The sequence below is a fragment of the Sphingobacterium siyangense genome (assembly GCF_007830445.1).
GTDB lineage: Bacteria > Bacteroidota > Bacteroidia > Sphingobacteriales > Sphingobacteriaceae > Sphingobacterium > Sphingobacterium siyangense.
This window is the reverse complement of the sequence record NZ_VLKR01000013.1, coordinates 133747-157163: the sequence shown is the minus strand read 5'-3', so window position 1 is coordinate 157163 and position 23417 is coordinate 133747. Positions and strand designations below refer to the sequence as shown.

The following is a 23417-nucleotide window of genomic DNA, read 5'->3' as shown; positions in this document are numbered from 1 at the left end:
TTGCTTTTAAAGATCACTAGGCACCTGTTGTAATTTTAGCACGATTTTATTTCAGATCATGTCAGGCTAATTGCTCACCCAGAGTCATTGTACTATTTTAACAAGGATACCCTGTAGCACCATTATATTTTTCGGTACAAAGGTACGGATAATTATTAAAAGTGAATATTTCGTCAAAACTTCCATAAAAGTTACTTTTGTTTTATGGATCCTTCGTTTATAAATTTGTCAACGCAGTTCAAGCTTAGGCTCGAGCAAGCTCTTGAAGTCCCATTAGGATTTTGCCAGGATGATGGATTTATACAAATATCCTCTCCGGAATTAGCAATTAACATTTTACTATACCCTCATAACAAATCCGTTAGACGTGATACTTCCGACCCCTGCATCCATATCGATGAAGACCAATTAATAACAAAGTTTGATTTGATCGTCAGGCGCATTGTTTCTAGAACAAAAAATGACAAACGCATCTACGCACGTAATACTGTAGTTGCCCGGATCGACAAAAGAACGAGTTTACAGTTCCTCGTGGAACATCATTTACAAACCGCTCTTCCCGGCAAGTATCGTTATGGCCTTTATGAACAAGGAGAGCTTGTCGCCGTCGCGGTATTCTCTGGAGGACGCCGAATGCTGGATAAAAATGAAGACTATCGCTCATTTGAACTATTACGCTTTTGTAATAAAACAGGTATTAATGTTATAGGAGGCCTAAGCAAATTAATTAAAGCCTTTTGTAGCAATTTCTCACCAGGAGACATTATGACTTTCACCGATCGTGATTGGAGCCAACACTCTTCGCTCGAAAAAATTGGGTTTGTTGCCAAAGAAATTACGACACCGATTAACTTTTGGATCACGGGAACAAAGCGGTATACCTATCGAAATACAGATGAATTAAAAGCGCTTAGGGAGCAGTTCCCTCATGGCTTTCCCAAAGAAAATATGGGTAGCATCAAGATGATTTTATACATAAAATAAGCTAAATTGTGTATATTGTACACTGTAAAAGTTTGAAAAATAAATAATCAAAAATAATAACGTTATGAAGAGAAAACTTCGCATGGGTATGGTCGGAGGCGGAAACGACGCCTTTATTGGCGCTGTACACCGTATTGCTGCTTTTATGGATGGCAAGATTGAACTGGTTTGTGGTGCATTTAGTATTGATCCACAGATTTCAAAACAATCTGGAGAAGACTTATTTGTAGCTCCTGAGCGTGTCTATCTAAACTATGAAGAGATGATCGAAAAAGAATCTTTGCTTCCCGAAGGCGAACGCATGGATTTTGTAACGATCGTAACACCCAATTTTTTACATTTTGCTCCCGCTAAATTAGCGCTAGAAAAAGGTTTTGATGTTGTCGTTGAAAAACCAATGACAGTATCTGTTGAAGAAGCAAAAGAATTACAAGAAACCGTAGAACGTACTGGTCGTACGCTGTGCCTTACCCATACGTATTCAGGCTACCCAATGGTTAAACAAGCCAAAGCAATGGTCAAAGAAGGTCACTTCGGTAAGATCAGAAAGATTGTTGTTGAGTATCCACAAGGTTGGTTAAGTCGTTTAACGGAACGCGAGGGGAATGCTGGAGCCGCTTGGCGTGCAGATCCGAAACGCTCGGGCAAATCGTTGGTTATGGGTGATATCGGTACCCATGCTGCGCATTTAGCGGAATATGTATCGGGCTTAAAAATCCAAGAGCTATGTGCAGACCTAACAACATTTGTTGAAGGCCGTCTATTGGATGACGATGGTTCGGTGCTTTTACGTTTCGAAAATGGTGCTAAAGGCGTATTGATGGCTTCGCAAATTTCAGCCGGAGAAGAAAATGCTGTTCGTATCCGTATCTATGGCGAAAAAGGTGGATTGGAATGGGCGAATGAGGATCCGAACAATTTAATTATCAAAATGCTTGATCAACCTCGTCAGCTTTATCGCACAGGTAATGCTTACGCAGCGCCTTATACGTTGAGTTCTTTTGCAACACATAATACCCGTGTACCAGCGGGTCACCCTGAAGGGCTATTAGAATCATTTGCGAATATCTACCGTAATTTTGCGGCAACAGTTACAGCAAAACGTGAAGGAAAAACTCCTACAGCTGAACAACAGGATTTTCCAACAGTTTACGATGGCGTAAGAGGCATGGCTTTTATCGATACTGTTGTAAAAAATAACGAAGGAACAGAAAAATGGACTAAATTTGTTCTGTGATAGACAGATTAAAATATACACTTTCTCTTTTGGAACAGCAAACCGTTCCAAAAGAGAAAGTTATCGTTATCTTAGGGCCTACAGCTTCTGGAAAAACGAAACTGGCCGTCCAACTGGCCCAACACATTGATGCTGAAATCATCAGTGCTGATTCCCGCCAAATCTATCGAAGGATGGACATCGGTACGGGAAAAGACCTATCGGAATACCAAGATATTCCCTATCATCTTATCGACATTCATGAACCGGGAAAACGCTACAATCTCGGAAATTTTATTGCTGACTTCCGTCAAGCCCAACAATCCATTCTAGAAAAGGGAAAACATACCATCCTATGTGGTGGTACAGGTTTATATATTCAAAGTGTAATCCAAGAAAATCCCTATGCGCTGATCCCATCAATCGAAGGCTTCAAGGAGTTATTACTTGCATATCCAGAGACGGAGCTGTTAGCGCGTCTTCAGGAATATACACTACCTGTGAACTTTCAAATCGATCTTTCAACCAAAAAACGTATAATCCGAGCAATAGAAATATTAGCGTTTTTAGAGAACCACCCCGATCACATCGTCCAGCAACAAGCGGTAGATAGCATTGTTATCGGATTAAGTCCCCCGTTGGAAATCAGACGCGAACACATTAGCCAAAGATTAAAACAACGATTGAATGAAGGCTTCTTAGAAGAAGTGCGCGGGCTCTTGACAGAAGGTATTACACACGAGCAACTTCAATACTATGGTTTGGAGTATAAATATGCGTCACTCCATCTTCTTGGACAGCTCGATTATTCTGCTTTTACCACAAAACTGGAGACAGAAATACATCGCTATGCCAAAAGACAAATGACTTACTTCCGCAAAATGGAAAAAGACGGCATAATTATCCATTGGGTATAAACAGTACAATGATATAAAAACAAAAAAGGGCTAGTATCACTACTAACCCTTTTCGTTAATCTCTTTCTATTATAACTTGATTTCTTCATCCTTCGCATTGAAGAAATGGAATTCAGTTAGATAATATGACGTCATTGGATTTACTTTAATCCATTTTCCGTACTTCATGAACCATTTCATTCTTTTAGAAATCAAACCAGACTTAATGTAGGCGTCTATGTAAGGGTGAACACATAAGGTCACCTTCTTTTCGTTTTGTTCTTGAAGAATAAAGCTCAAATTATTTTCAATATCATCCATGAGGACAATACTTGATCGGATTTCACCTGTACCATCACAAGCCGGACATTTTTCGTTTGTGACGATATTCATTTCAGGTCTAACGCGCTGACGTGTAATTTGAACCAATCCAAATTTACTTGGAGGCAAAATTGTATGTCTCGCTCTATCCGCTACCATACATTCTTTTAAGAACGTATACAACTCTTTTCGATGATTGGGTTTATGCATATCGATAAAATCGATGACTACAATTCCGCCCATATCACGCAAACGCAGCTGACGCGCAATTTCTTTTGCTGCTTCCATATTGACCAGCAATGCATTGTCTTCCTGATTCTCCTTATTAGCAGAACGGTTACCACTGTTGACATCAATGACATGCAAGGCTTCGGTATGCTCTATAACGAGGTACGCACCGCCCGGCAATGTTACAGTTTTGCCAAAAGCTGCCTTGATTTGCTTTTCAACTCCGAAATGATCAAAAATTGGCTCTTTATGTTTATAAAGTTTGACAATTTTCTCCAAGTCTGGAGATATATCGTGTATATATGATTTTGTTTCTTCGAAGATCGAAGGATCATTAACATAAATATGCGAAAACTCGTCTGTCAAAATATCTCGTAGAATAGTGGATGCACGATCCATTTCGCCAAGAACCTTTTGAGGCGGTTCAGCATTACGAAGACGTTTGGTAAATAGCTCCCATTTTGAGATCAGGTCCAATAAGTCACGTTGTAGTTCTTCAACACCCTTACCCTCGGAAACTGTACGAATGATAACGCCAAAATTAGCTGGCTTAATTCCTTCGACAATCTTTTTTAGGCGATTGCGTTCATTACTACCTTTGATACGCTTGGAAATGGAAACAGTACTTGAGAAAGGTACCAAAACGACAAAACGGCCCGCAATTGAAAGGTCTGAACTCAGACGCGGCCCTTTTGTTGAAATGGGTTCTTTGGCGATTTGTACTGGCACGAGCATATTTTTGCTTAAGACATCAGAGATCTTACCAGCTTTATCGATATCCTTTTCAAGTTTTAAACTATTGAGCAGTTTCTCTTGATAACTGCCATTCTTCACTATACGCGTAAGCTTTAGCAAAGATTGAACTTGAGGACCCAGATCTAAATAATGTAGAAAAGCATCCTTTTCGTAGCCTACATCCACGAAAGCTGCATTAAGCCCAGGCATAATTCGCTTAATACGTCCGAGATAGATATCTCCAACGGCGAAGTTATTATTTGCGGGCTCCCGGTTAAGTTCAACAAGCTGCTTATCTTGTAGTAAAGCAATAGTTACCCCTTTATCAGGAGTTGAATCGATAATTAATTCCTTTACCAAAAGCTACTCATTTTTGATACCTATGCAATATCCTATCGCAATCTTGGGTATCCGATTAAACATTTAAAGAACGTTGTTACGAAAAAAACAATCTACATCCCCTTCACAGACATGTAGATCGTTTCGTAAAGCTATCTCAGCAAAATGGGCCAAGATGTTTAAAAGCTTATCACAAGACTATTTTTTCTTGTGTCTATTTTTTCTTAAACGTTTTTTACGTTTGTGAGTAGCCATCTTGTGTCTTTTTCTTTTTTTTCCGCTTGGCATAGCTAAATTTTTTAATGATTATAAAATAATAAATTAATTACTTGCTCAATTCCGCGATCTTTCGATCGATGAATTGTGATAGGGAAGGATCGGCTGCCAGTTCCTTACTTTTTTGAAAAGCTGTAACGGCTTCCTTTTTCATCCCAATATTTTCATAGCCTGTGGCTAAGTAAAAGTATGACTCAGCATCGGGTTTTTGATCGATAACGGTCTTAAAACGCTCGATGGCTTTGTCAAACTGACGGGATTGTAATGAAAACAATCCCAAAGTTTTGTTTGCTTCTAAGTTTTTAGGATCGGCAGCAACGACTTCTCGCAATAAGGCAATACCTGCCATAGGGTTGTTCGTTCCTGATACCATTGCGGCACCCAATCCTGTTTTTGCATCCAAACTACTTGTATTCGCTTTTAACGCAGCCTCATATGCATGAATAGCATTTTGATTCAACGCTTGGGCTAAAGTAGAATCCTGCAAATTTGTATAAGCGGCACGATAAGCATTACCTGCTTTCAACCAATATTCAAACTTCGGTGAAACCTTTGCCATTTCCTCATAGATGAAAGCCTGAGGGGCTGGTTTTGCGACATCATCCCACTTATTTGCCAACTGTTGCAACAGCTTTATCTTATCCTCTCCAGAAGCTTTTGCAACTTGGCCCTCAATATCGGAAATTTCTTTGACTAAACTAGCATCTAAACCTTGTTTTGTCATCGAAGATATATTTTCCAAATTTACTTCGTTGGAAGGCTTCGACTCAGATGCTGCAGCAGTTTGTTTTTCTTTGTTCACCAAACCTTTAATAGGCTGTGCTAAAAGCACAGCAACCAAGGCTACTACTGATCCTATTACTATTATCTGTTTGGTTTTTGCCATTTTAATCTATTTTAAAGATTATTTATTGCCATTCTTTACTTTCTCTACGAAAATTTTAGCTGGCTTGAAACTAGGAACAAAGTGTTCAGGGATAATGATTGCTGTATTTTTTGAAATGTTTCTTGCAGTCTTCTCAGCTCTTTTTTTGACTACGAAGCTACCAAAACCTCTTACATATACATTTTCTCCTCCGATCATTGCGTTTTTGACAACTTTAAAGAACGCCTCTACGGTTTCTTGAACATCTACCTTCTCTAAGCCAGTTTTGGTAGAGATTTCTGCAATAATTTCTGCTTTAGTCATATCTATTTTACTGTAATTATTTATTTTTCAACCCTTAAGCCAACTAATGTTTGGGGATGCAAAAGTATTGTTTTAAAATGAGTAATGGAAATTATTTAAATACTTTTTTGATAAATAAGCTTCCAAAAGCCAAACATTTACAATCAATTAACGAGACATTGCGTCCAACCAACCATTAAATAGACCTCAAAAATAAAAACAATTATCTAATTTACAAGATGTTGACTTATTACTTGTCATATAAAAATCAATATATGCCAATTGCATGACTCAGCTGGTCCAAATCTGCCTTGGTATGGTGCGCGTTCACCACAATCCGATTTAATAGCGGGTCTGTAGCGAGGGGATAAGGAAAACTTGAAACCAGTATTCCAGCATTCATCAGCCTCGCATAAAGGCCCGTATCCATTGAAGAAAAGACCGGAAAATCAGCAACAGTGTTTAACCCAGACTCCATATGTGCTTTGAAGGAATCAATATTATACCGCAGCTTTTCGAATTGCTGTAGATAGATCTGCTCTCCATGAACAAATGCATATAAGCTCGCTGGTGAACTTGGAGAAGCCCCTGTATAAAAGTTTGATCGCTTGAGATACCTGATCCGTTCCCCATCGGCCAAAATCAATCCAGCATCCGTTGCCAGGCCTTTTGCCAAGGATGCGACGACGATCAGTTCAATATTAGTTTGTTGAACACTACTTTTATCCAATGAAATGCTATTCTTGCGCAAAACTCCTATTCCGTGAGAATCGTCCAAGAGCAGTATAATCTTTTTGTCCGGATCAATACGATTGAAAACAGTGAAATCGTACAATTCTGGCCGCATATTGTCCAAGCTGTTGCTAACGATGATAAATGATGTTTGGGCTGAATGATTGATATACTCGATCGTTGCATTAGCCCACGCAACAAAATGCCCAGTTGCGACGGGCTTCTTATCTAGCCATAAAGAAGGGTGACAAGCGGGAGCGTACAATACTTCTCCTTCGGTCGCCAAGGTTCTTACAAGAAATTGCGTTGCCAAATATCCACTTGAGAGCAACAGGCTTGCTTCAAAACCAAAACGCTTTGCTGCATATTCTTCGGCTTGATCAAATATGGCCTGTTGCACATTATTATTTCGTGAAGTGCCGTTGTTGATACCATACCGCTGTATACCTTCTATGAAAATAGAAGCATATGCTTTATCTGTTGCCAGCCCTAGATAGGAAGTTCCACCAAAAAAAAGATATTCCTTACCGCCGACCACAATAACGCGACCTGTTGGTTGTTCTAAATGCGTAAAATTATTCATCTATGTATAGCCGATTCATTTAATTAGTGGGTCAAAACTTCGGGGTTAGCGATATGCTGTGGATCGCCCCCAGAAAAGGCTACAATATTCTCAAAAGCAAGTCTAAATAATTGTTCGTAACCATTTTTCTCCACATAGCCAATATGTGGCGTACAAAGTACATTTGGCAGCTGCAATAACGGATAGTTCGGATCAAAGATTGGTTCGGACTCATAGACATCTACCGCAGCCATCCCCGGAACACCTGTCTCGAGCGCGGTCAATAGTGCCCCTTCTTCAACCAACTCAGCACGAGAGGTGTTGACAAAAAGCGCTGTCGGCTTCATAGACCGGAGATCTTCGAGCTTTACGACACCTCGCGTCTCACGCACTAACCTAAGGTGTAAAGTAACAACATCTGAAAAATGAAAAAAATCGGATTTACTGGCAGCAGCTAAAAAACCATCTCTTACAGCTTCCTCTCGGGAATTTTCGCTTCCCCAAACAATTACTTGTGCACCAAAAGCCTTTGCATATTGCGCTATTCGCTTCCCTATTTTTCCATAGCTCCATATCCCTATTGTTTTCCCGGCGACACAATCTCCTATATTCGTTTGCCATAGGCCTTTGTCCATATCTGAAAGAGCCTTAGGTAAACCACGGAGGGCATTCATGATCAAAAGCCAGGTCAATTCAGCCGGAGCAACAGGAGAGCCCATACTTTCAGCAACAGCCACATGGAAACGGCTACAAACAGCCAAATCCAAATGGTTTGAAATTTTGCCCGTCTGGCTAATTAACTTAAGCTTGGGAAGCTGAGACAACAGGTCTTCTGTAATCCGCGTCCGTTCTCTGATGAGCACTAGCGCTTCCGTATCGCTCAATTTTTCGGCCAGTAAAGCCGGATCTGAATAGGACTGTTTCAATATTTGGACATCGTGACCATCAAGAATTTTGAAACAGTCCAACTTTCGGACAGCGTCTTGATAGTCATCTAAAATGGTTATTCGCATTTTTCTGACTTAATTTTAAACTCTTATTTTCAATATCAAACGAAAGTAAAATGACTTTTATATCCGATATAAGTACGTCACATATAACAGCCATTTTTCGCATTCTCCACTTTCCATTGCGGAACTTATTTATGGAGGAAATTTTGTTTTTCGATATCAATTTACAGCATAAAGTTGGAATCCTGCAATTCGTCATGATATTTTGACATTCCATCCACTCTTTTTCGCAGGAACACTTACAGCCGCGGATATTTGAATAAAATTAAAGAAAAATGAAGCTGTTATTAACCTTACTATTTTTAAGTATTACCATCGTATCTGCGCAGTCCATCTTGAAAGGGAAAGTGCTGGGCAAAAACGGCAAACCTATATATTTAGCCAATGTTTATATTGAAGGCACCTATGATGGTGGCACCACCGATTCCCTTGGAAATTTCGTATTTGAGACCAGTGAACAAGGCACTAAAATCATTAAAGCGTCTGTTGTGGGCCTCCCAACATATAACAGGCCTATCCAGCTACCTCAAAAAGAATTGCTGATTATTCAAATGCAAGAAAGCGAGAATCGCTTACAGGAAGTTACGATTCAGGCAGGGGTCCTACAAGCCAATAGCTCCGGAAAAAACACGGTAATGAGTCCATTGGATATTGTCACTACGGCAGGCAGCATGGGAAACATCATCAGCGCACTGGCAACATTGCCCGGAGCACAGGTTGGGGGCGAGAATGGACGTCTTATGGTTCACGGTGGAGATGCTTCCGAAACACAGACCTACATCAATGGAATCAGAGTAGCCCAACCTTACACCGCAACACCAAACGAAGTTCCTGTAAGGGGCAGGTTTTCGCCTATGCTCTTTAAAGGCGTGAATTTCTCTACAGGCGGCTATTCTGCAGAATTTGGCAATGCGCTGTCCAGCATTCTAGCGCTAAACACTGAAAATACCATAGAGCAGTCCAAAACAGAGCTTTCGCTATCTTCCGTTGGATTAGGGCTAGGACATACCTTACAATGGGGCAAAAACTCTCTCACCTTCAACAGCAGTTATACAAACTTAAAACCCTATTCCAAAATTATTACACCAGATATAAAATGGACGAAACCCTATGAAAACGCTTCTGGAGAAATGATCTATCGCCATCAGTTTAAAGAAGGTTTTCTAAATATTTATGGGGCTTACAATTTCGAAAATATGGGACTTTACCAAGCGGACATCAATTATGAGCAGCCCGTCCCATTGAAAAAGAAATCCAACAATGCCTACGCCAACATCAGCTACAGTCAGAATTTGGGGAACCGATGGACATTCCAGTCTGGTATTGGCCTAGGCTACCTGACCGATAAGCTGCATTACGATGACGTTTACCTACCTAATGAAGAAAAGAGTCTTCACTTAAAAGGAACGCTAAGTAAGATCTGGAACAATAAGATTAAAAGTATCGGAGGAATAGAATATTTCGACACGAATTATCAAGAAGAATATCACCGACAAACCCTTGGCTATAGCTATGGTTATCATAGCAAGATGACCGCTGTATTTACGGAAACTACCTTCGGCATCCTCCCGAACTTAATCGGGAAGATCGGCTTACGAGAAACTTCTTCCAATTTACAGGCGAAGAGCACGTTAGAACCGAGGGCTTCGCTGGGCTATGCATTAAATAAATATACGCAGCTATCACTTGCTTATGGGAACTTCCATCAGCAGGCGCCAACACCGCTGTTAAAATATGCTCCACAACTTGACTGGATGGAGGCCAATCATTATATCGCAAATTATTTCTATTCGCGTGGCGGGCACTTACTTCGCTTAGAAGCCTATCACAAAGAATATAACAATTTGGCAAAATACAACAGTATAACTCCAAAATATGACAGCCAATATGACAATAACGGAAGCGGTAAGGTCAAAGGCTTTGACTTATTTTATAAAAACAGCAGCACCATCAAAAACCTCCAATACTGGATTTCATATTCCTATACCGACAGTAAGAGAAATGAAGCGAATTATCCGACGACAGTCACTCCCCCTTACGTTTACAAACACAGTTTCTATATCGTTGGAAAATACTGGCTATCAAGCCTACGTTCACAGCTCAGTTTGACAAATTCGTTTGTATCCGGCAGAAATTACAATGATCCCAACCAAACAGTATTCATGAATTGCCATACAAAAGGCTACAATAGTCTGTCTATGAGTTGGTCGTTTCTTTACAGCCAGCAAAAAATTATCCATTTCTCCGTCAGTAATGTTCTTGGCGCTAGCCCAATCTATGGGTATCAATATGCAGACCGGCCAAATTCACAAGGAATCTACGACCGTAGACCGATTGTCCCTACTGTCAAACGCTTTGTATTTCTAGGCTATTTTTGGACAATCAGTAAAAATGAAAAAGACAATCAATTGGACAATCTATAATAAACATCAACTCATCATCGAAATACGTCGGTCCATCCAGAATTATTTCTGTTTGAAGAAAAGGATTACCAACTTCAATAACATTCAATATCAAATACATCAAACACAACAACAATAACTTAGAAAAATATTTACTACTAAAAACGAAAGATCATGAAATCATTTATTATCGCCATCATCTGCCTTATAAGCGGCAGCACATTTGCACAAAGCAATTTTGAAAAAAGTATGGGACAAGCCATGAGTCTATGGCAATCGGGGGAGACGCAGAAAGCGGCCGCTCTTTTAGAACGCATCTCACAGGCAGAAAAGGACAATTGGATTCCTGCCTATTATCAGGCCATGGTACTGACAACAGCATCCTTCAGTGAGAAAAATAAAGAGACACAAGCAAAATATATACAGTCTGCAGAAGAAATACTAAACAATAGCGCCCAGGACAATAATTCAGAATGGCTTGTGCTGAGAGCGATGAACCAAACGGCATTGATGATTACAGATCCGATGACAAAAGCCAAAGAGCTTTCACCTAAGATTATAGGTCTATATAAAAAAGCCATCACCCTTGCGCCAAATAATCCACGTGCGGTATTGGGATTAGCGGAATTCCAAATAAACGCAAAAAAATATTTCAACCAGGATACCAGCAAAGAATGTGAGGATGTAAAGAAAGCACTATCTTTATTCAGTGAAGAGAAAACTACTGCACCATTTGCACCCTCATGGGGCAAAGATCGGGCAGAACAATTGATAAAAGAATGCAAATAACACTTTGTGAAAAAAGCACCATTTAAAGCTATTATACAAGCATTACTCGCAAGCTTGGTCGTAACCATCTATTTTGTGGTTGTGGCCAAACTTGACCACAATGATGTCCCTTGGATATCCATCATCTTTCATCCTAATATGGTCAGAGGTTTACTATACGGATTTTTTCTCTTTCTAGGTCATAGCTATCTATCGAAATGGGTCGGGAACAAATACCCAAGCAGTAAAGATTTTGGAAAAAAGATGATTGTTTTTTACAGTGTCAGTTTCTTCTTGACCATACTGGTCGTTTTTATTGTCAATGCTTTTTTTTCCGGACTGTTTAAACCCAGTATTGCCCAAAATTTCCCACAACGTTTCCACCAATTTATTCACCAACAACGTGTTGCATATTATTTTCAAACTGCGATGATATCTTGGTGCATTTCTATGATTTTTTTTGGATTCTATTTCTATAAAAGATTCAAAGATTATCAAATCAAAGAATCTCATCAGGAAAAACAGCAAATAACAGCACAATTTGAGTCGCTCAAAAATCAACTCGATCCACATTTTTTGTTCAACAGCCTGAATGTATTGAATGGATTAATTGAAGAAAGCCCCAAAAAGGCCAGCATGTTTACCACGGACCTTTCTAAGATATATCGCTATGTATTGGAGCAAAAAGACAAAAGCCTCGTTTCTTTACAGGATGAGCTTACTTTTTCAAGGGCCTATTTAAACCTCTTGAGTCTTCGCTTCGAAGCCGGTATACAGATCGATTTACAGATCAATGCGGAACAACATACTGGTTTTATATTACCCCTTTCCCTTCAATTACTGATCGAAAATGCAATCAAACACAATATTATTTCGGTCAGGAAGCCTCTTTTATTGAAGATTTATCGAAAAAATAATTACCTCTATGTTGAAAATAATCTTCAAAAGAAGAAAGTGCTCCATGATCATTCGGGAATCGGTCTGAAAAACATTCAGGAACGTTACGCTATACTGTCCAATTTATCTGTACATCTTCAGGAAACTGATATTTTATTTTCTGTCGGACTGCCCATCATCAATGAAATAGTCTCTTAAAAGTAACCTTTTCTTAAACAAACATGCAAGAGGTAATCGTAGCAAAACTAATAGCATAGGCACAACGATGCTCGATAAATTAAACAATACAACGGTCTGATGATCGATAAGCATGCAAAAAACAATGAAAATAGTAATTATAGAAGACGAACTCCCATCAGCTAGATTACTCCAAAGAAAACTGGAGAACCTCGGCTACACGGTAGCTGCTGTACTGCAGACTGTAGAAGAGTCTATCGAATGGTTTATGTCAAATACCGAACCTGACCTACTGTTCTTGGATATTCAACTCGCCGATGGGATTTCATTTGACATCCTTGAGCAGGTGAAGCCTAATTCGGCCATTATTTTTACCACCGCATACGATGAATATATGTTGCGGGCATTTAAACAAAATAGCATCGATTACCTCCTGAAGCCGATTGAAGATGAAGAGCTGAAAAATGCTATTGAAAAATTCCGTCAATTAAGACACCCAAAGCCACAGCTCGATCTGGCATCTTTTGAAGCTTTATTTAAAAACACTGTCCAAACATATAAGGAACGCTTTACCATCAAAATAGGCCAAAACCTAAAAGTAGTGACCACCCAGCAAATCGAATGTATTTACAGCGAAAACAAAGGCACTTACCTTTATACCAATGAAAAGGGGAACTATCTTTTGGACCAAACATTGGATGCGCTGATGCCACAACTATCCCCTAAGGATTTTTTTAGGATCAACCGAGGCACTATAGTTCAATTTGATGCTATCAAAAATATTGCTGTACATTCTAATGCCCGGTTAAAAATATACCTTAAGCATTATGAATCGGATGAGCTCATTGTTTCACGGGAGAAAGTCACGGCCTTCAAAAACTGGCTTGACAATTAGTCTAGTCGTTCCTTAAAAGTACTTTAGCACAATTACTTTGCAAGCGAAATAGGCTATCATAAAAAATGGTCCTATCAAGTTTAGCTTTTGGAAGGTAAATCAAGCGAAGGGTGATTCATGAATCTAAGCTACATATTGATTCGATAATTTAGCGGAATACTAAATCGAAGAGACACCGCGAACCCCTTTATCGGATTGTAATCTTTTTTTTCATTGATGGAAAATCCATAACCAAAGTCGATATCCACCAATGTGGCCAAACTCACTCCAACTTTGGGCGTAAAGGTATACGGAGTAAGCTCTGCACGAACAAAGGGAGTTAAGACATATGTTTGAGGATAATACGTTACTGCAGCCTCAGGTATCACGGCAAACTTCTTTTGTGTCCAAGTAAAGTTGGCTGTGGCATCAGCTCGGAGAATATGATCTCCTATAAAAGGAAAAGCGAAATAAGCACCAGTTTTTATTATACTCCCTTTTTGGAACTGGTAGCTTAACGTCGGACCGATTAAGTGGTCTTGCGCTTTTAGGTTGCTAACTATAGCTAATAACACAACAAGTGACCCCAGGAATTTATAAATAGTCTTACTGCGCATTTTTCAATTAATAAATATGAAAATTGAGCGGAATATTTACCCCTACTGAAACGGTAATTCCGTCAATCGGCTTAAAATTTTTCTTAGTATTGTAATCAAATCCATAACCTATTCCCAGATCCACAATAGAGAATAGACTGGCGCCAACTTTTGGCGTTATGGTATAAGGTGTTAACTCTGCTTTTACAAAAGGAAAAACAACAAAATCATTTAGATAATAGGTAAACCCCAGCTCTGGAATAACAGTCGTTTTACCTTCCATCCAGCTGAAATTGGCTCCGGCATCAATTTTCATATACTGAAAATCATTCGGTGCAAATAATCCCCAGCCCGAAACTTTCAGGAAATTACCACTTTGATACTGATACCCTACTGAAGGACCCCAAATCCATTTATTATGCTGTTTCCATGGCTTATCTTGTGCCATAGACAACGTGGAAAAGAGAAGAAGGATAGTAAATAACGATAATATTCTTAGTTTCATCCAGCTAAATTACAAACTATAATCTATTTTATGGAATACAACAGGTGCATGCCAAAATAGTTTTACTTAAAACAGAAAAACAATAAATATATACGCCAGCAGTAAACCAATAAAAATATGGTTTGTGCCTGTTTAATGGGGTAATATCTTGATTCTGATAAACTGTGATCTTTCGTTCAGCGATCCTTCTTCACCCCAGTAACCGTCTACATGGTTGGCAGCAGTATAGATACAACCGTCCTTTCCCCAGAACATTAACTCTTCTTTCCAGGTTGGCATCCACTCTTTAAAACTAATAAAAAGCATCGGTGTCACCTTTCCTTGTTTCACGTGGAAGAGCTGCAGGTCGCCCGTCGATTCATAGGGGTCGGCATGCAAGGTCATCAGGTAATTTTTATCGGCAGAGAAGAATGGATAATCCCCACATTCCACAATAAGATGACCATCTTGTTTATCAAAAAGCCGCACATCAGCACTTTCCCAATAATTCCCATCAACAGCAAAAGCATTTAAAAAATCGTAATGCCCTTTATAAGAATAGCTGGCTTCTAATTCATTATCGATATCCTTATCCTTAAATGTTAGCTTTTTCCCATTTGTCAACGGCAATTCCAAAATCTTTCCATTTTTGGGATAAGACAGAGTATCCTTGATCAAGTAGTTTTTAGCCGTATTCCGAGCGGCTAAGAACGTTTGCTCATCAATCAACTCTAGCTGGAGATACTTATCTAAAGAATGTCCATTTTCGTAATACATTTCTTTACCATTTATCGTCAATGAAACGATTGAATTTAAATCTTTGGGAGAGATTGTAATTTTATCTTGTTTCCCCAGCTTGGACTTCGCTACATAGACCTTTTCCCATCGCGTTACATCACCTTTTTCGCCATTGTTCCCGCTATAATCGCGCTGGATACGATCCATTACGGCAATCCATTCTCCTTCTTCACCGATCACGTCGAGCTTGGTACCATAGGGATATTTTCCTAATAGCGGGGCAGCCTTATCCGCGCCCTGTCTAAGCTCGGCTCCAGTTCGATCAACAACATAGGTATTTTTTAAAACCTTCGTCTTGTCAAAGTCAATTGGCAAAGGAGGAAATTTAGCAGCAGCCAACGTATCCTTCACAGCAACTGTTTTAAATTCAGCAGAATCCTTAAAATCCGCACCTTTGGTTTTTGTATTGTGTCCACAGCTCAAGATTCCCATGGATAACGTCGCTCCTAGGAATAAAGATAGGGGTGAAAATAGCGGTCTATTCATAAAGGTCAAGGTAGCGATTCCCATGCCAAAAAAAAATACTGGTTTTCAGGGGTTCTTCCAGAGCCAATACTATTATCAAAAGGTTCATAGTTTTAGCAACCTAAAATCTAACGCTCATTCCAAATGTGGACGAGATCATTTGAAGAACATATCTACAGCTATGAAGGTTCATTAAAAAACGTCTGATTTCTAATCTTTTAGCCACAAATTTTTCCTTTCAATTTGTAGACCGCCAATTGACTTCCTTGAATGGACTATGGTCATTATGATTGCTACAATGATGGTCAAGAAGCGGAAAAAATTGCTCCATCCATTTCCAGCAGCATTGTCCGAAACATCAAAAATCATCCAAGCCGAATTCATCAAAACATGAAGTGCTATCGGTATCCAAAGGTTAAACTTCCACTCAGCATACAACCACGAAAATAGGATAGAGCCGAAGAAAGTCATACCGAAAATCAGGACCAATTCTCCCAAATCCTGACTCTGATAAAGATGTAGTAAAGCAAACAGGAGTGATGTAGCTAAAATGGATGGAATAAAACCTAGTCGGGTATAGCGAAAAACTAGACCAAAAAAATAGGCACGAAAGATCATTTCTTCAAAGAATCCTGATGACACACTATTTATTAATAGTGCGTTTGGATCTATTTTCCGATTTAAGATAAAAACAAAGGCATAACCCAAGAACATCGGTAAGGTAGCTATTATTCCAAAAGAAAGCCCCTGTAAAAAATTGCCTTTCAACCCAAATTTTTCCAATAATTCATTCTGCCCTTTCGGTTTAAGCAGCATTGCCCCAAAAAGCAACGGTACAAGGCCAATTGAATAGGTCAGTACATGCCCCAAAAATCCACTTTGGACATAGTTGGTTATCATGGATTGAAGGGGCGCAAAAAACAAATAATCGAGGATAAAATATATTCCGAAGAAGAGAAATAATACCAGCAGGTTTAAACTTTTTGTGTTCATCTTTTTTTTGAACAAAATTATGCTACCCAAGACGAGTATACAAAGTTATGTGGCGTATGGCAAGATTTAGGGACGATTGACCAAAACGTGGGTGGTCAGTCCGACAAATAGGGTCTAACTGATTCTATAGCAGACCTCGAAATAACAGCACAATCTTCAGTATCTGCAAAACGCAACAAAAAACCTTGAGCATTCCCTTCCTTTACAAGGATTTTTTCAAAATTGACAAGAAAGGACCGATGGCATCGGTGAATAGACATTGTATTCAACAGTTCAGATAAGCGGCTCAACGTAATTCGTACCATCTGCTTCTTTACCATACCATCCTTCCTAAAGTAGATCATGCAATAATTATCCATCGATTTTGCAAAAATAAAATCGTTTGGCAGCAACTTTAACGGTTGATTACCATTGGGAATATCGACCAGGGCCAAATGGCAGTCATTCGCTTGGCTCAATATCATAGCTGGCTTTATTGAAAGACTTTCCATAGACGAGTTATTCTTTTCATGATTCGAATGACGCTTATCAACTCGAAGCAAAAAATAAATCGCTGCAATAGGGCTATAAAGTGAAAGCGTGTAACATCCAATATAGGGCAGGTTAGTCCACTGCAACGGGGTCTGATTGATGAACCAACCATGATAGACGAAATTTAAAAAACTTGATAATAGGAACACAAGAAAAATACGAAATAGTTCTATCGCAACTGTCCCCCTTTTTTTACGCAAGACAATAGAAATTAAGGCATATGCAATGGATAAAATGGCCCCGTATCCGGATAATAAGCTAAATTTATAGGCATTCTCAAAATTATACGTTCCAAATGGCTGAAAAACCAGTAGGAATACATAAGCTGATAAGCCGAGTAAGAGGGCATAGGTGAGCAGCTCTCTTATGGAGACAATCTTGGGAATTACGATATTTAAATAATTTATAATAGATTTTTTATATATCATGATTGGATAAATTTAGCATTTTTCTTGTGATTAACAGCGTACATTACACAAAGACTTCTTCAAAAAAGGCTGGCAGAGCAAAAATTTATAGTGAAAAAATTGAAATATATTGAATTTATAATTTAACTTAGAAGATATTTTTTCAAGCACATTAGTTAGCTTGAATTAAAATTGATTTGTCATATTATATTTTAACGTAATTCTCCAAGCTATGCGTTTAGGTCAACTACTTACTTTATTTCTTTGTTCGGCTTTTGTACATGTTATCCAAGCACAGGAAAAGCAAGTTTTAATAGAAAATGTCAAACTGCTCGACTATACAACTCAAACCTTAACTCCACCAAAACATGTTTTAATAAACGGAAACACAATTCAGACCATCAGTACATCCCCTATTGACGCACAAGGAAAGGATATCGTCAGAATTGACGCTAAAGGCAAAACACTGATCCCTGGATTGATCGATGTGCATGTCCATTTGGTATTTGGAGCTTTGACAATGCCTCAAATGATGACAAATGACCTATCCGAGGAATTCTTGATCAAGACGGTGGGGCTATCGGCTCAACAGATGTTAATGCGGGGTTTTACAAGCGTACGTGATGTCGGTGGTCCCATATTTCCATTAAAAGCTGCGATCGACAAAGGTAAGCTTTTAGGGCCTAGAATCTGGCCTTCTGGTGCCGTTGTAAGCCAAACTGCAGGGCATGGAGATTTTCGGACACCGGAGGAAAAATCGCGTCGTTTTTTCGGCGTTGTCTCTCGTGCGGAGCGATATGGAGCAACCTTCATCGCCGATGGTCGTGATGAGGTCCTGACGGCAGTAAGAGAGAATCTAAGATTCGGGGCAAGTCAAATTAAACTCATGGCAGGCGGAGGAACTTCTTCAGCATATGATCCTGTGGATGTCACCCAATATACGCTAGACGAAATGAAAGCAGCAGTAGATGCAGCCGAAGACTGGGGAACCTATGTCACCGTACATGCATATACGCCAAGAGCAATTCGAAGAGCGATCGAAGCTGGCGTAAAATGTATAGAGCATGGACAATTGCTCGATGAAGAAACTTTACAGCTAATTGCAGAAAAAAATATCTGGCTTAGTTTACAGAATCTTGTGGAAGATACACCCGATATGGATCCACAACGAAGAATCAAGCGTAAGCCTGTCATTGAAGGTCAAGAAAAAGTATGGCCTATGGCTAAGAAATATGGGGTAAAACTAGCTTGGGGTACAGATTTCCTTTTTGAGCCGGACCTGAATAAATTGCAGAATACTTTTATTTTGCGCCTTCAAAAGTGGTTTACAAATGCCGAAATCATTAAAATGATTACCCAAGACAATGGCGAGCTTCTGCAGCTTTCGGGATTAAGAAGTCCTTATCCTGGCAAGCTGGGAACAGTAGAAGAAGGAGCGTTGGCAGATCTAATCCTTGTAGACGGAGATCCTCTTAAGAATTTAAAACTATTGGCAGATCCTGAAAAAAACTTTCTGTTAATCATGAAAGACGGTCAGATTCATAAAAATAGCCTCCAGAAACGTTAATATTTCCAAGGTCAAATTTATTGTATATCGAAAATACAGCATATTAAGATGATAAAATGTATTTTCGATGACATCAGTTAAAAGGGGCTATTTGGGCCCTTAAAGGTGAAAAAGGAATCAAACAATTTTTACCATCACTAGGTGCAGGCGGTTGCATTACGGTATAATTTATTTGAAGAGTAAACACCTTTGCATTTAATTGATTAGTTTTGCGTTTAAACGATAAATCAAAGCATTCGGTGGCATTATTATTCAACGACGGGCGTCCAGTAGTAAGACTCAGAGCATTTCGGGCTATCGACGATCCCCAAACCTGTGAACGTTTCATAGAAGGACACGCGCACGTGTTAACTGCTATAGGCGTAAAGAAAGTAACTTCTTCCAAAAATGACTGGATGTACAATCCCGCATCATTCGTATTGATCGTAGAATCCCTAGATGGCGATAAAGTCTATGGTGGAGTACGTATACACGTATCTGGAGGGAGCGAACCACTTCCCATTGAACAAGCCACGGGAGCGATGGACGCTAAAATCTTAGACCTTGTTTATGATTATGCGCAACAGGGGACAGGTGAAGGTTGTGGCCTTTGGAACTCTAGGGAGATTGCTGGATATGGCATTGGCAGCATATTTTTGACGAGAGCTGGTGCCGCCATCAGTACACAGGTTGGCATTAAATCACTCTTTGCTTTATGTGCTCCTTACACGGTGAAATTAGCAGAAAGTGTTGGCTACCGCATTGATACAAGTGTTGGAAATAATGGCACATTCTATTATCCGAAGCTGGATCTACTGGCTACCGTAATGATTATGCGCAATCTAGACACCTTGACCGAAGCCGATCAGGAAAACAAAGATGCAATTTTGTCGCTTCGTAATAATTCCAATATTGTCCGCATAGAAACTTTACGGAATAAGGAGATTGAAATTCATTATCAAATCGATATTCCGAATCTCAATCAATGGGATTTAAATGAAATTATTAAAAATCTGAAACATACATCATTAGATCATAAATCAGATGATCGTAATTTAAATATCTTATAATGGACACTAAACATTATGGTGCCGGCTATTTAATGGATACCGGTGATTTTCTTAAACAATTAAAAATACATTCATATACTCCTTTTAATACGATTAAAGAGGGGGTTGTCGTCGATCTTGGCTGTGGAACTGGAATGGATGCCATCAATTTGGCTAATATGCTGGGCCATAATGTACTTATCGTTGGATTGGATCATGATAAGGCTTTAATCGAGCATGCCAAAACAAGCAGTGTAGAGGTAAAGAACGTCGACTTTGTTCAGGGTGAAGTTTATCAACTTAGCTTTACAGATAATTCCATTTCTGGCATTAGAATGGAGCGCGTTGTACAACATCTGCTGGAAGCGCCAAAAATGTTTGCTGAGGTCCACCGTGTTTTGCGTGAAGGTCAACCCTTAGTGATCGTTGAGACCATTTGGAACAGCCTGACGTTTTACAGCAAGCATGTTGACATTGAGGCTAAGATATGTCATTATTTGACCGAAGAAAAAGTCAACAATGGCTGGGCTGGGAATAAATTAACTTCAGATCTATTGACTCAAGGCTTTAAACAAGTTCAATTGCAAACATTCTGTATGGTAGCCCGTTCGAAAGAAGAGGCCAACCGCTATCTATTCTTAGATAAAATTCTTCTGGAGATGGTCGAAAAAGAGAAGTTAAGTACAGCTGAAATGGAGGAATTTCAAAATACATTGGATCAAGCTGATGAAGCGGGTTGTTTCCTTGTTTCTATGAATTTAGTTATTGCCGAAGCAAAAAAATAGCATATAGTGATGAAATGCTGGCTTAACTTAGTCTTCTTATTTATTTTTACATGCAGTTCAACTTGTTTTGGAGAGGTTATTATCGATAAACCGACACAGCGTGTATTGATCGGATATGGTCTGGAGCGTTATACCGGGAAAGGAGAGCCTAACTTTGCAGATACTTCGGCTTCCTCCTTTCAATCGTTAGAAAGCAAGGTCCCCAATTTGGGCATATCACCCGCTGACATCTGGTTTCGATTGCCCGTAACAAACAAGGGCAAAGAAAAGCTTGAACTCTTGCTCGAAATCGCCTATCCCCTCTTGGATGAGGTCGAACTTTTTGTACCGTCATCAAACGGGCATTATAACTCGATCAAGCTGGGCGAACATCAATCTTTTTCGGCGAGAAAATATAAGGTCCCTAATTATGCATTCGACATTCAATTACCTGGGAATGAGAAGACCATCTTTTTTCTTCGCATAAAAAGTACGGAACAGATTATTCTCCCGATCTATTTAAGTAACGAGCGTAGTTTCTTAAAAGAGATGAATGATGACAGTTTGTTAAGTGGCATCTATATTGGTATTGTCGGCATTATGGCGATATACAATTTATTCCTGTTTTTTTCTGTTCGTGAAAGAGGCTATCTGTATTATGTCCTTTATGTACTTTGTGCAGGAATAACACAAATGGGGATTAAAGGTTACAGTTTTCAATATTTGTGGCCAAATTGGACTTATTTTGCAACAAAGGGTCCTATTATCTTTGGCTGTTTATCAGGCTTATGCGCCCTGCTTTTTGCAGATTCATTTCTTCAATTGCCGAAAAATGCTCCTCGGTCAAGACGTGTGATTACTGTTTTTATCATCCTTTTTGTCATTGGCAGCCTTCTTACACTGCTCAACCTGACGCAACCAGCGTTCATGGTTATGCAGCTGACAACAGGAGCGGGGTCTTTATTTGTCCTTTACTTATCCTATCGTGTGATGATAAATGGTTATAAACCGGCTAAATATTTTGTTTACGGTTGGACAATTTTATTATTAGGTTCTGTCGTGTTTTTACTGAAAGACTATGGCATCTTAAAATATAACGATTTTACGAGCAATGCTGTACAAATTGCATCTGTTGTAGAGATGGCCTTATTGTCCTTCGGTCTAGCCTATAGTATCAATATTTTAAAAGAAGAAAAAGAAGCATCACAAGTCAGAGAATTAGCAATCTCATTAGAAAACGAGAAGTTAATACGTGAACAAAATATTGTATTGGAACAAAAAGTAGATGAGCGGACACGTGAATTAACAGAATCTAATGAGTCTCTACAAACCACTCTTACTCACTTAAAGGAAACGCAATCTCAACTTGTCGAGGCTGAGAAGATGGCCTCCCTTGGTCAATTGACTGCTGGGGTTGCACATGAGATCAACAACCCAATCAACTTTGTTACGTCTAATGTCGCTCCGCTAAAACGTGATATTAAGATGATCTGGGAAACGCTGGAGGAGGTAGAGCGTATCGCTTTTAAAGAGGGGCTATCCGATACTGAAAAGCAATCTCAGATCAAAAAATTCAAAGATGACCAGGATATCGATTATCTGAAAACAGAAGTAGATTTTCTATTAAAGGGGATGCATGATGGGGCCCATCGGACTGCCGAAATAGTAAAGAGTTTGCGGATCTTCTCGCGCGTAGACGAGGATACATTAAAATTTGCAGATTTAAATGAGGGGCTCGAGTCAACAATGGTTATCCTCAATAGCTTATTAAATAACACGATTGAAGTTGATAAGATCTATGGCGATATGCCAAAGGTCGAATGTCATGCCGGAAAACTTAATCAAGTCTTTTTGAATATCGTGACAAATGCTATTTACGCCGTAAATAAAAAGTTTAATCACGATGTTGGCGGTAAAATATGCATTGAAACCGGAGTTCAGGAGGATAATACAGCTGTGTTTATCAAAATCGCAGACAATGGTATCGGTATTCCAAAAGAAATCCATGAACGGATATTTGAACCATTTTTTACAACGAAAGACGTTGGCGAAGGTACTGGTTTGGGAATGTCCATTGCCTATAATACCATTGCGAAACATCATGGTAAGATTATTGTAGATTCAGAAGTGGGAAAGGGCACAAGTTTTACACTCCTCATTCCAATTCAACAAAACAATTAATACCGCTATAAACTGAAA

The 23417-nt window shown here is 39.3% G+C and carries 21 protein-coding genes; 11 read left to right on the top strand and 10 right to left on the bottom strand.

Going from position 1 to position 23417, the window contains the following annotated elements; genetic code table 11:
* The first annotated feature begins 204 nt into the window (after positions 1-204).
* The 3 genes from IQ31_RS13450 (at position 205) to miaA (ending at position 3117) form a co-directional block, all read left to right on the top strand.
* A complete protein-coding gene (locus IQ31_RS13450) occupies positions 205-984 on the top strand; it encodes a hypothetical protein (protein ID WP_145328281.1) in 780 nt (259 codons plus the stop codon).
* Positions 985-1048: 64 nt separating this feature from the next.
* Positions 1049-2221, top strand: a complete 1173-nt coding sequence (locus IQ31_RS13445; protein ID WP_075990358.1) for a Gfo/Idh/MocA family protein — start codon at positions 1049-1051, stop codon at positions 2219-2221.
* Complete coding sequence (miaA, locus tag IQ31_RS13440; RefSeq protein ID WP_088163358.1) at positions 2218-3117, top strand: tRNA (adenosine(37)-N6)-dimethylallyltransferase MiaA; 900 nt, start codon at positions 2218-2220, stop codon at positions 3115-3117. Before IQ31_RS13445 ends, miaA begins: the two co-directional genes overlap by 4 nt.
* A gap of 69 nt (positions 3118-3186) precedes the next feature.
* On the opposite strand, the gene IQ31_RS13435 is transcribed toward miaA, so the two are convergent.
* The 5 genes from IQ31_RS13435 to IQ31_RS13415 all read right to left on the bottom strand — a co-directional run bounded on the left by IQ31_RS13435 (position 3187) and on the right by IQ31_RS13415 (position 8470).
* Positions 3187-4740: an Rne/Rng family ribonuclease gene (locus IQ31_RS13435; protein WP_046673301.1), complete on the bottom strand. Its 1554-nt coding sequence runs from the start codon at positions 4738-4740 to the stop codon at positions 3187-3189.
* Between the two features lie 304 nt (positions 4741-5044).
* The gene (locus tag IQ31_RS13430; RefSeq protein ID WP_070562796.1) at positions 5045-5881 is read right to left on the bottom strand and encodes a tetratricopeptide repeat protein; all 837 of its coding nucleotides are present in this window, start codon (positions 5879-5881) and stop codon (positions 5045-5047) included.
* 18 nt (positions 5882-5899) lie between these two features.
* Positions 5900-6184, bottom strand: a complete 285-nt coding sequence (locus IQ31_RS13425) for an HU family DNA-binding protein (protein ID WP_046673299.1) — start codon at positions 6182-6184, stop codon at positions 5900-5902.
* A 247-nt stretch (positions 6185-6431) separates the two neighbouring features.
* The gene (locus IQ31_RS13420) at positions 6432-7478 is read right to left on the bottom strand and encodes a PLP-dependent aminotransferase family protein (protein WP_088163359.1); all 1047 of its coding nucleotides are present in this window, start codon (positions 7476-7478) and stop codon (positions 6432-6434) included.
* A 23-nt stretch (positions 7479-7501) separates the two neighbouring features.
* The gene (locus IQ31_RS13415) at positions 7502-8470 is read right to left on the bottom strand and encodes a D-2-hydroxyacid dehydrogenase family protein (protein WP_145328280.1); all 969 of its coding nucleotides are present in this window, start codon (positions 8468-8470) and stop codon (positions 7502-7504) included.
* 272 nt (positions 8471-8742) lie between these two features.
* Here IQ31_RS13415 and IQ31_RS13410 point away from each other — a divergent pair, with 272 nt between their 5' ends.
* The 4 genes from IQ31_RS13410 to IQ31_RS13395 all read left to right on the top strand — a co-directional run bounded on the left by IQ31_RS13410 (position 8743) and on the right by IQ31_RS13395 (position 13606).
* Positions 8743-10890: a TonB-dependent receptor gene (locus tag IQ31_RS13410; protein ID WP_145328279.1), complete on the top strand. Its 2148-nt coding sequence runs from the start codon at positions 8743-8745 to the stop codon at positions 10888-10890.
* Between the two features lie 153 nt (positions 10891-11043).
* The gene (locus tag IQ31_RS13405) at positions 11044-11658 is read left to right on the top strand and encodes a tetratricopeptide repeat protein (RefSeq protein WP_145328278.1); all 615 of its coding nucleotides are present in this window, start codon (positions 11044-11046) and stop codon (positions 11656-11658) included.
* A 6-nt stretch (positions 11659-11664) separates the two neighbouring features.
* On the top strand, positions 11665-12732 hold the full coding sequence (locus IQ31_RS13400; protein WP_088163362.1) for a sensor histidine kinase: 1068 nt from the start codon (positions 11665-11667) through the stop codon (positions 12730-12732).
* Between the two features lie 124 nt (positions 12733-12856).
* Positions 12857-13606, top strand: a complete 750-nt coding sequence (locus tag IQ31_RS13395; protein WP_145328277.1) for a LytR/AlgR family response regulator transcription factor — start codon at positions 12857-12859, stop codon at positions 13604-13606.
* Positions 13607-13734: 128 nt separating this feature from the next.
* Here IQ31_RS13395 and IQ31_RS13390 read toward each other — a convergent pair whose 3' ends face one another.
* The 5 genes from IQ31_RS13390 to IQ31_RS13370 all read right to left on the bottom strand — a co-directional run bounded on the left by IQ31_RS13390 (position 13735) and on the right by IQ31_RS13370 (position 17880).
* A complete protein-coding gene (locus IQ31_RS13390; RefSeq protein WP_145328276.1) occupies positions 13735-14202 on the bottom strand; it encodes a hypothetical protein in 468 nt (155 codons plus the stop codon).
* 7 nt (positions 14203-14209) lie between these two features.
* Positions 14210-14686 (bottom strand): hypothetical protein, encoded by a 477-nt coding sequence (locus IQ31_RS13385; RefSeq protein WP_088163365.1) that lies wholly within the window; start codon positions 14684-14686, stop codon positions 14210-14212.
* 132 nt (positions 14687-14818) lie between these two features.
* On the bottom strand, positions 14819-15949 hold the full coding sequence (locus IQ31_RS13380; RefSeq protein ID WP_145328275.1) for an SH3 domain-containing protein: 1131 nt from the start codon (positions 15947-15949) through the stop codon (positions 14819-14821).
* A 189-nt stretch (positions 15950-16138) separates the two neighbouring features.
* The gene (locus IQ31_RS13375; RefSeq protein ID WP_145328274.1) at positions 16139-16921 is read right to left on the bottom strand and encodes a CPBP family intramembrane glutamic endopeptidase; all 783 of its coding nucleotides are present in this window, start codon (positions 16919-16921) and stop codon (positions 16139-16141) included.
* A 95-nt stretch (positions 16922-17016) separates the two neighbouring features.
* Positions 17017-17880, bottom strand: a complete 864-nt coding sequence (locus tag IQ31_RS13370) for a LytTR family DNA-binding domain-containing protein (RefSeq protein WP_145328273.1) — start codon at positions 17878-17880, stop codon at positions 17017-17019.
* 211 nt (positions 17881-18091) lie between these two features.
* Here IQ31_RS13370 and IQ31_RS13365 point away from each other — a divergent pair, with 211 nt between their 5' ends.
* From IQ31_RS13365 to IQ31_RS13350, 4 genes are all read left to right on the top strand, one after another.
* Positions 18092-19426, top strand: a complete 1335-nt coding sequence (locus IQ31_RS13365; protein ID WP_145328272.1) for an amidohydrolase family protein — start codon at positions 18092-18094, stop codon at positions 19424-19426.
* A 239-nt stretch (positions 19427-19665) separates the two neighbouring features.
* The gene (locus IQ31_RS13360) at positions 19666-20475 is read left to right on the top strand and encodes a hypothetical protein (RefSeq protein ID WP_075994562.1); all 810 of its coding nucleotides are present in this window, start codon (positions 19666-19668) and stop codon (positions 20473-20475) included.
* Positions 20475-21239: a methyltransferase domain-containing protein gene (locus tag IQ31_RS13355; protein WP_145328271.1), complete on the top strand. Its 765-nt coding sequence runs from the start codon at positions 20475-20477 to the stop codon at positions 21237-21239. The genes IQ31_RS13360 and IQ31_RS13355 overlap by 1 nt, the downstream gene beginning before the upstream one ends.
* Positions 21240-21248: 9 nt before the next feature.
* The gene (locus IQ31_RS13350) at positions 21249-23399 is read left to right on the top strand and encodes a sensor histidine kinase (protein ID WP_145328270.1); all 2151 of its coding nucleotides are present in this window, start codon (positions 21249-21251) and stop codon (positions 23397-23399) included.
* The last annotated feature ends 18 nt before the right edge of the window (positions 23400-23417 follow it).

Coding starts and splice junctions, on each gene's coding strand:
- IQ31_RS13410 (WP_145328279.1), top strand. CDS start 8,743: ATGAAGCTGTTATTAACCTTACTATTTTTAAGTATTACCATCGTATCT.
- IQ31_RS13430 (WP_070562796.1), bottom strand. CDS start 5,881: ATGGCAAAAACCAAACAGATAATAGTAATAGGATCAGTAGTAGCCTTG.
- IQ31_RS13415 (WP_145328280.1), bottom strand. CDS start 8,470: ATGCGAATAACCATTTTAGATGACTATCAAGACGCTGTCCGAAAGTTG.
- IQ31_RS13350 (WP_145328270.1), top strand. CDS start 21,249: ATGAAATGCTGGCTTAACTTAGTCTTCTTATTTATTTTTACATGCAGT.
- IQ31_RS13375 (WP_145328274.1), bottom strand. CDS start 16,921: ATGAACACAAAAAGTTTAAACCTGCTGGTATTATTTCTCTTCTTCGGA.
- IQ31_RS13355 (WP_145328271.1), top strand. CDS start 20,475: ATGGACACTAAACATTATGGTGCCGGCTATTTAATGGATACCGGTGAT.
- IQ31_RS13370 (WP_145328273.1), bottom strand. CDS start 17,880: ATGATATATAAAAAATCTATTATAAATTATTTAAATATCGTAATTCCC.
- IQ31_RS13390 (WP_145328276.1), bottom strand. CDS start 14,202: ATGCGCAGTAAGACTATTTATAAATTCCTGGGGTCACTTGTTGTGTTA.
- IQ31_RS13385 (WP_088163365.1), bottom strand. CDS start 14,686: ATGAAACTAAGAATATTATCGTTATTTACTATCCTTCTTCTCTTTTCC.
- IQ31_RS13395 (WP_145328277.1), top strand. CDS start 12,857: ATGAAAATAGTAATTATAGAAGACGAACTCCCATCAGCTAGATTACTC.
- IQ31_RS13425 (WP_046673299.1), bottom strand. CDS start 6,184: ATGACTAAAGCAGAAATTATTGCAGAAATCTCTACCAAAACTGGCTTA.
- IQ31_RS13380 (WP_145328275.1), bottom strand. CDS start 15,949: ATGAATAGACCGCTATTTTCACCCCTATCTTTATTCCTAGGAGCGACG.
- IQ31_RS13445 (WP_075990358.1), top strand. CDS start 1,049: ATGAAGAGAAAACTTCGCATGGGTATGGTCGGAGGCGGAAACGACGCC.
- IQ31_RS13420 (WP_088163359.1), bottom strand. CDS start 7,478: ATGAATAATTTTACGCATTTAGAACAACCAACAGGTCGCGTTATTGTG.
- IQ31_RS13450 (WP_145328281.1), top strand. CDS start 205: ATGGATCCTTCGTTTATAAATTTGTCAACGCAGTTCAAGCTTAGGCTC.
- IQ31_RS13365 (WP_145328272.1), top strand. CDS start 18,092: ATGCGTTTAGGTCAACTACTTACTTTATTTCTTTGTTCGGCTTTTGTA.
- IQ31_RS13405 (WP_145328278.1), top strand. CDS start 11,044: ATGAAATCATTTATTATCGCCATCATCTGCCTTATAAGCGGCAGCACA.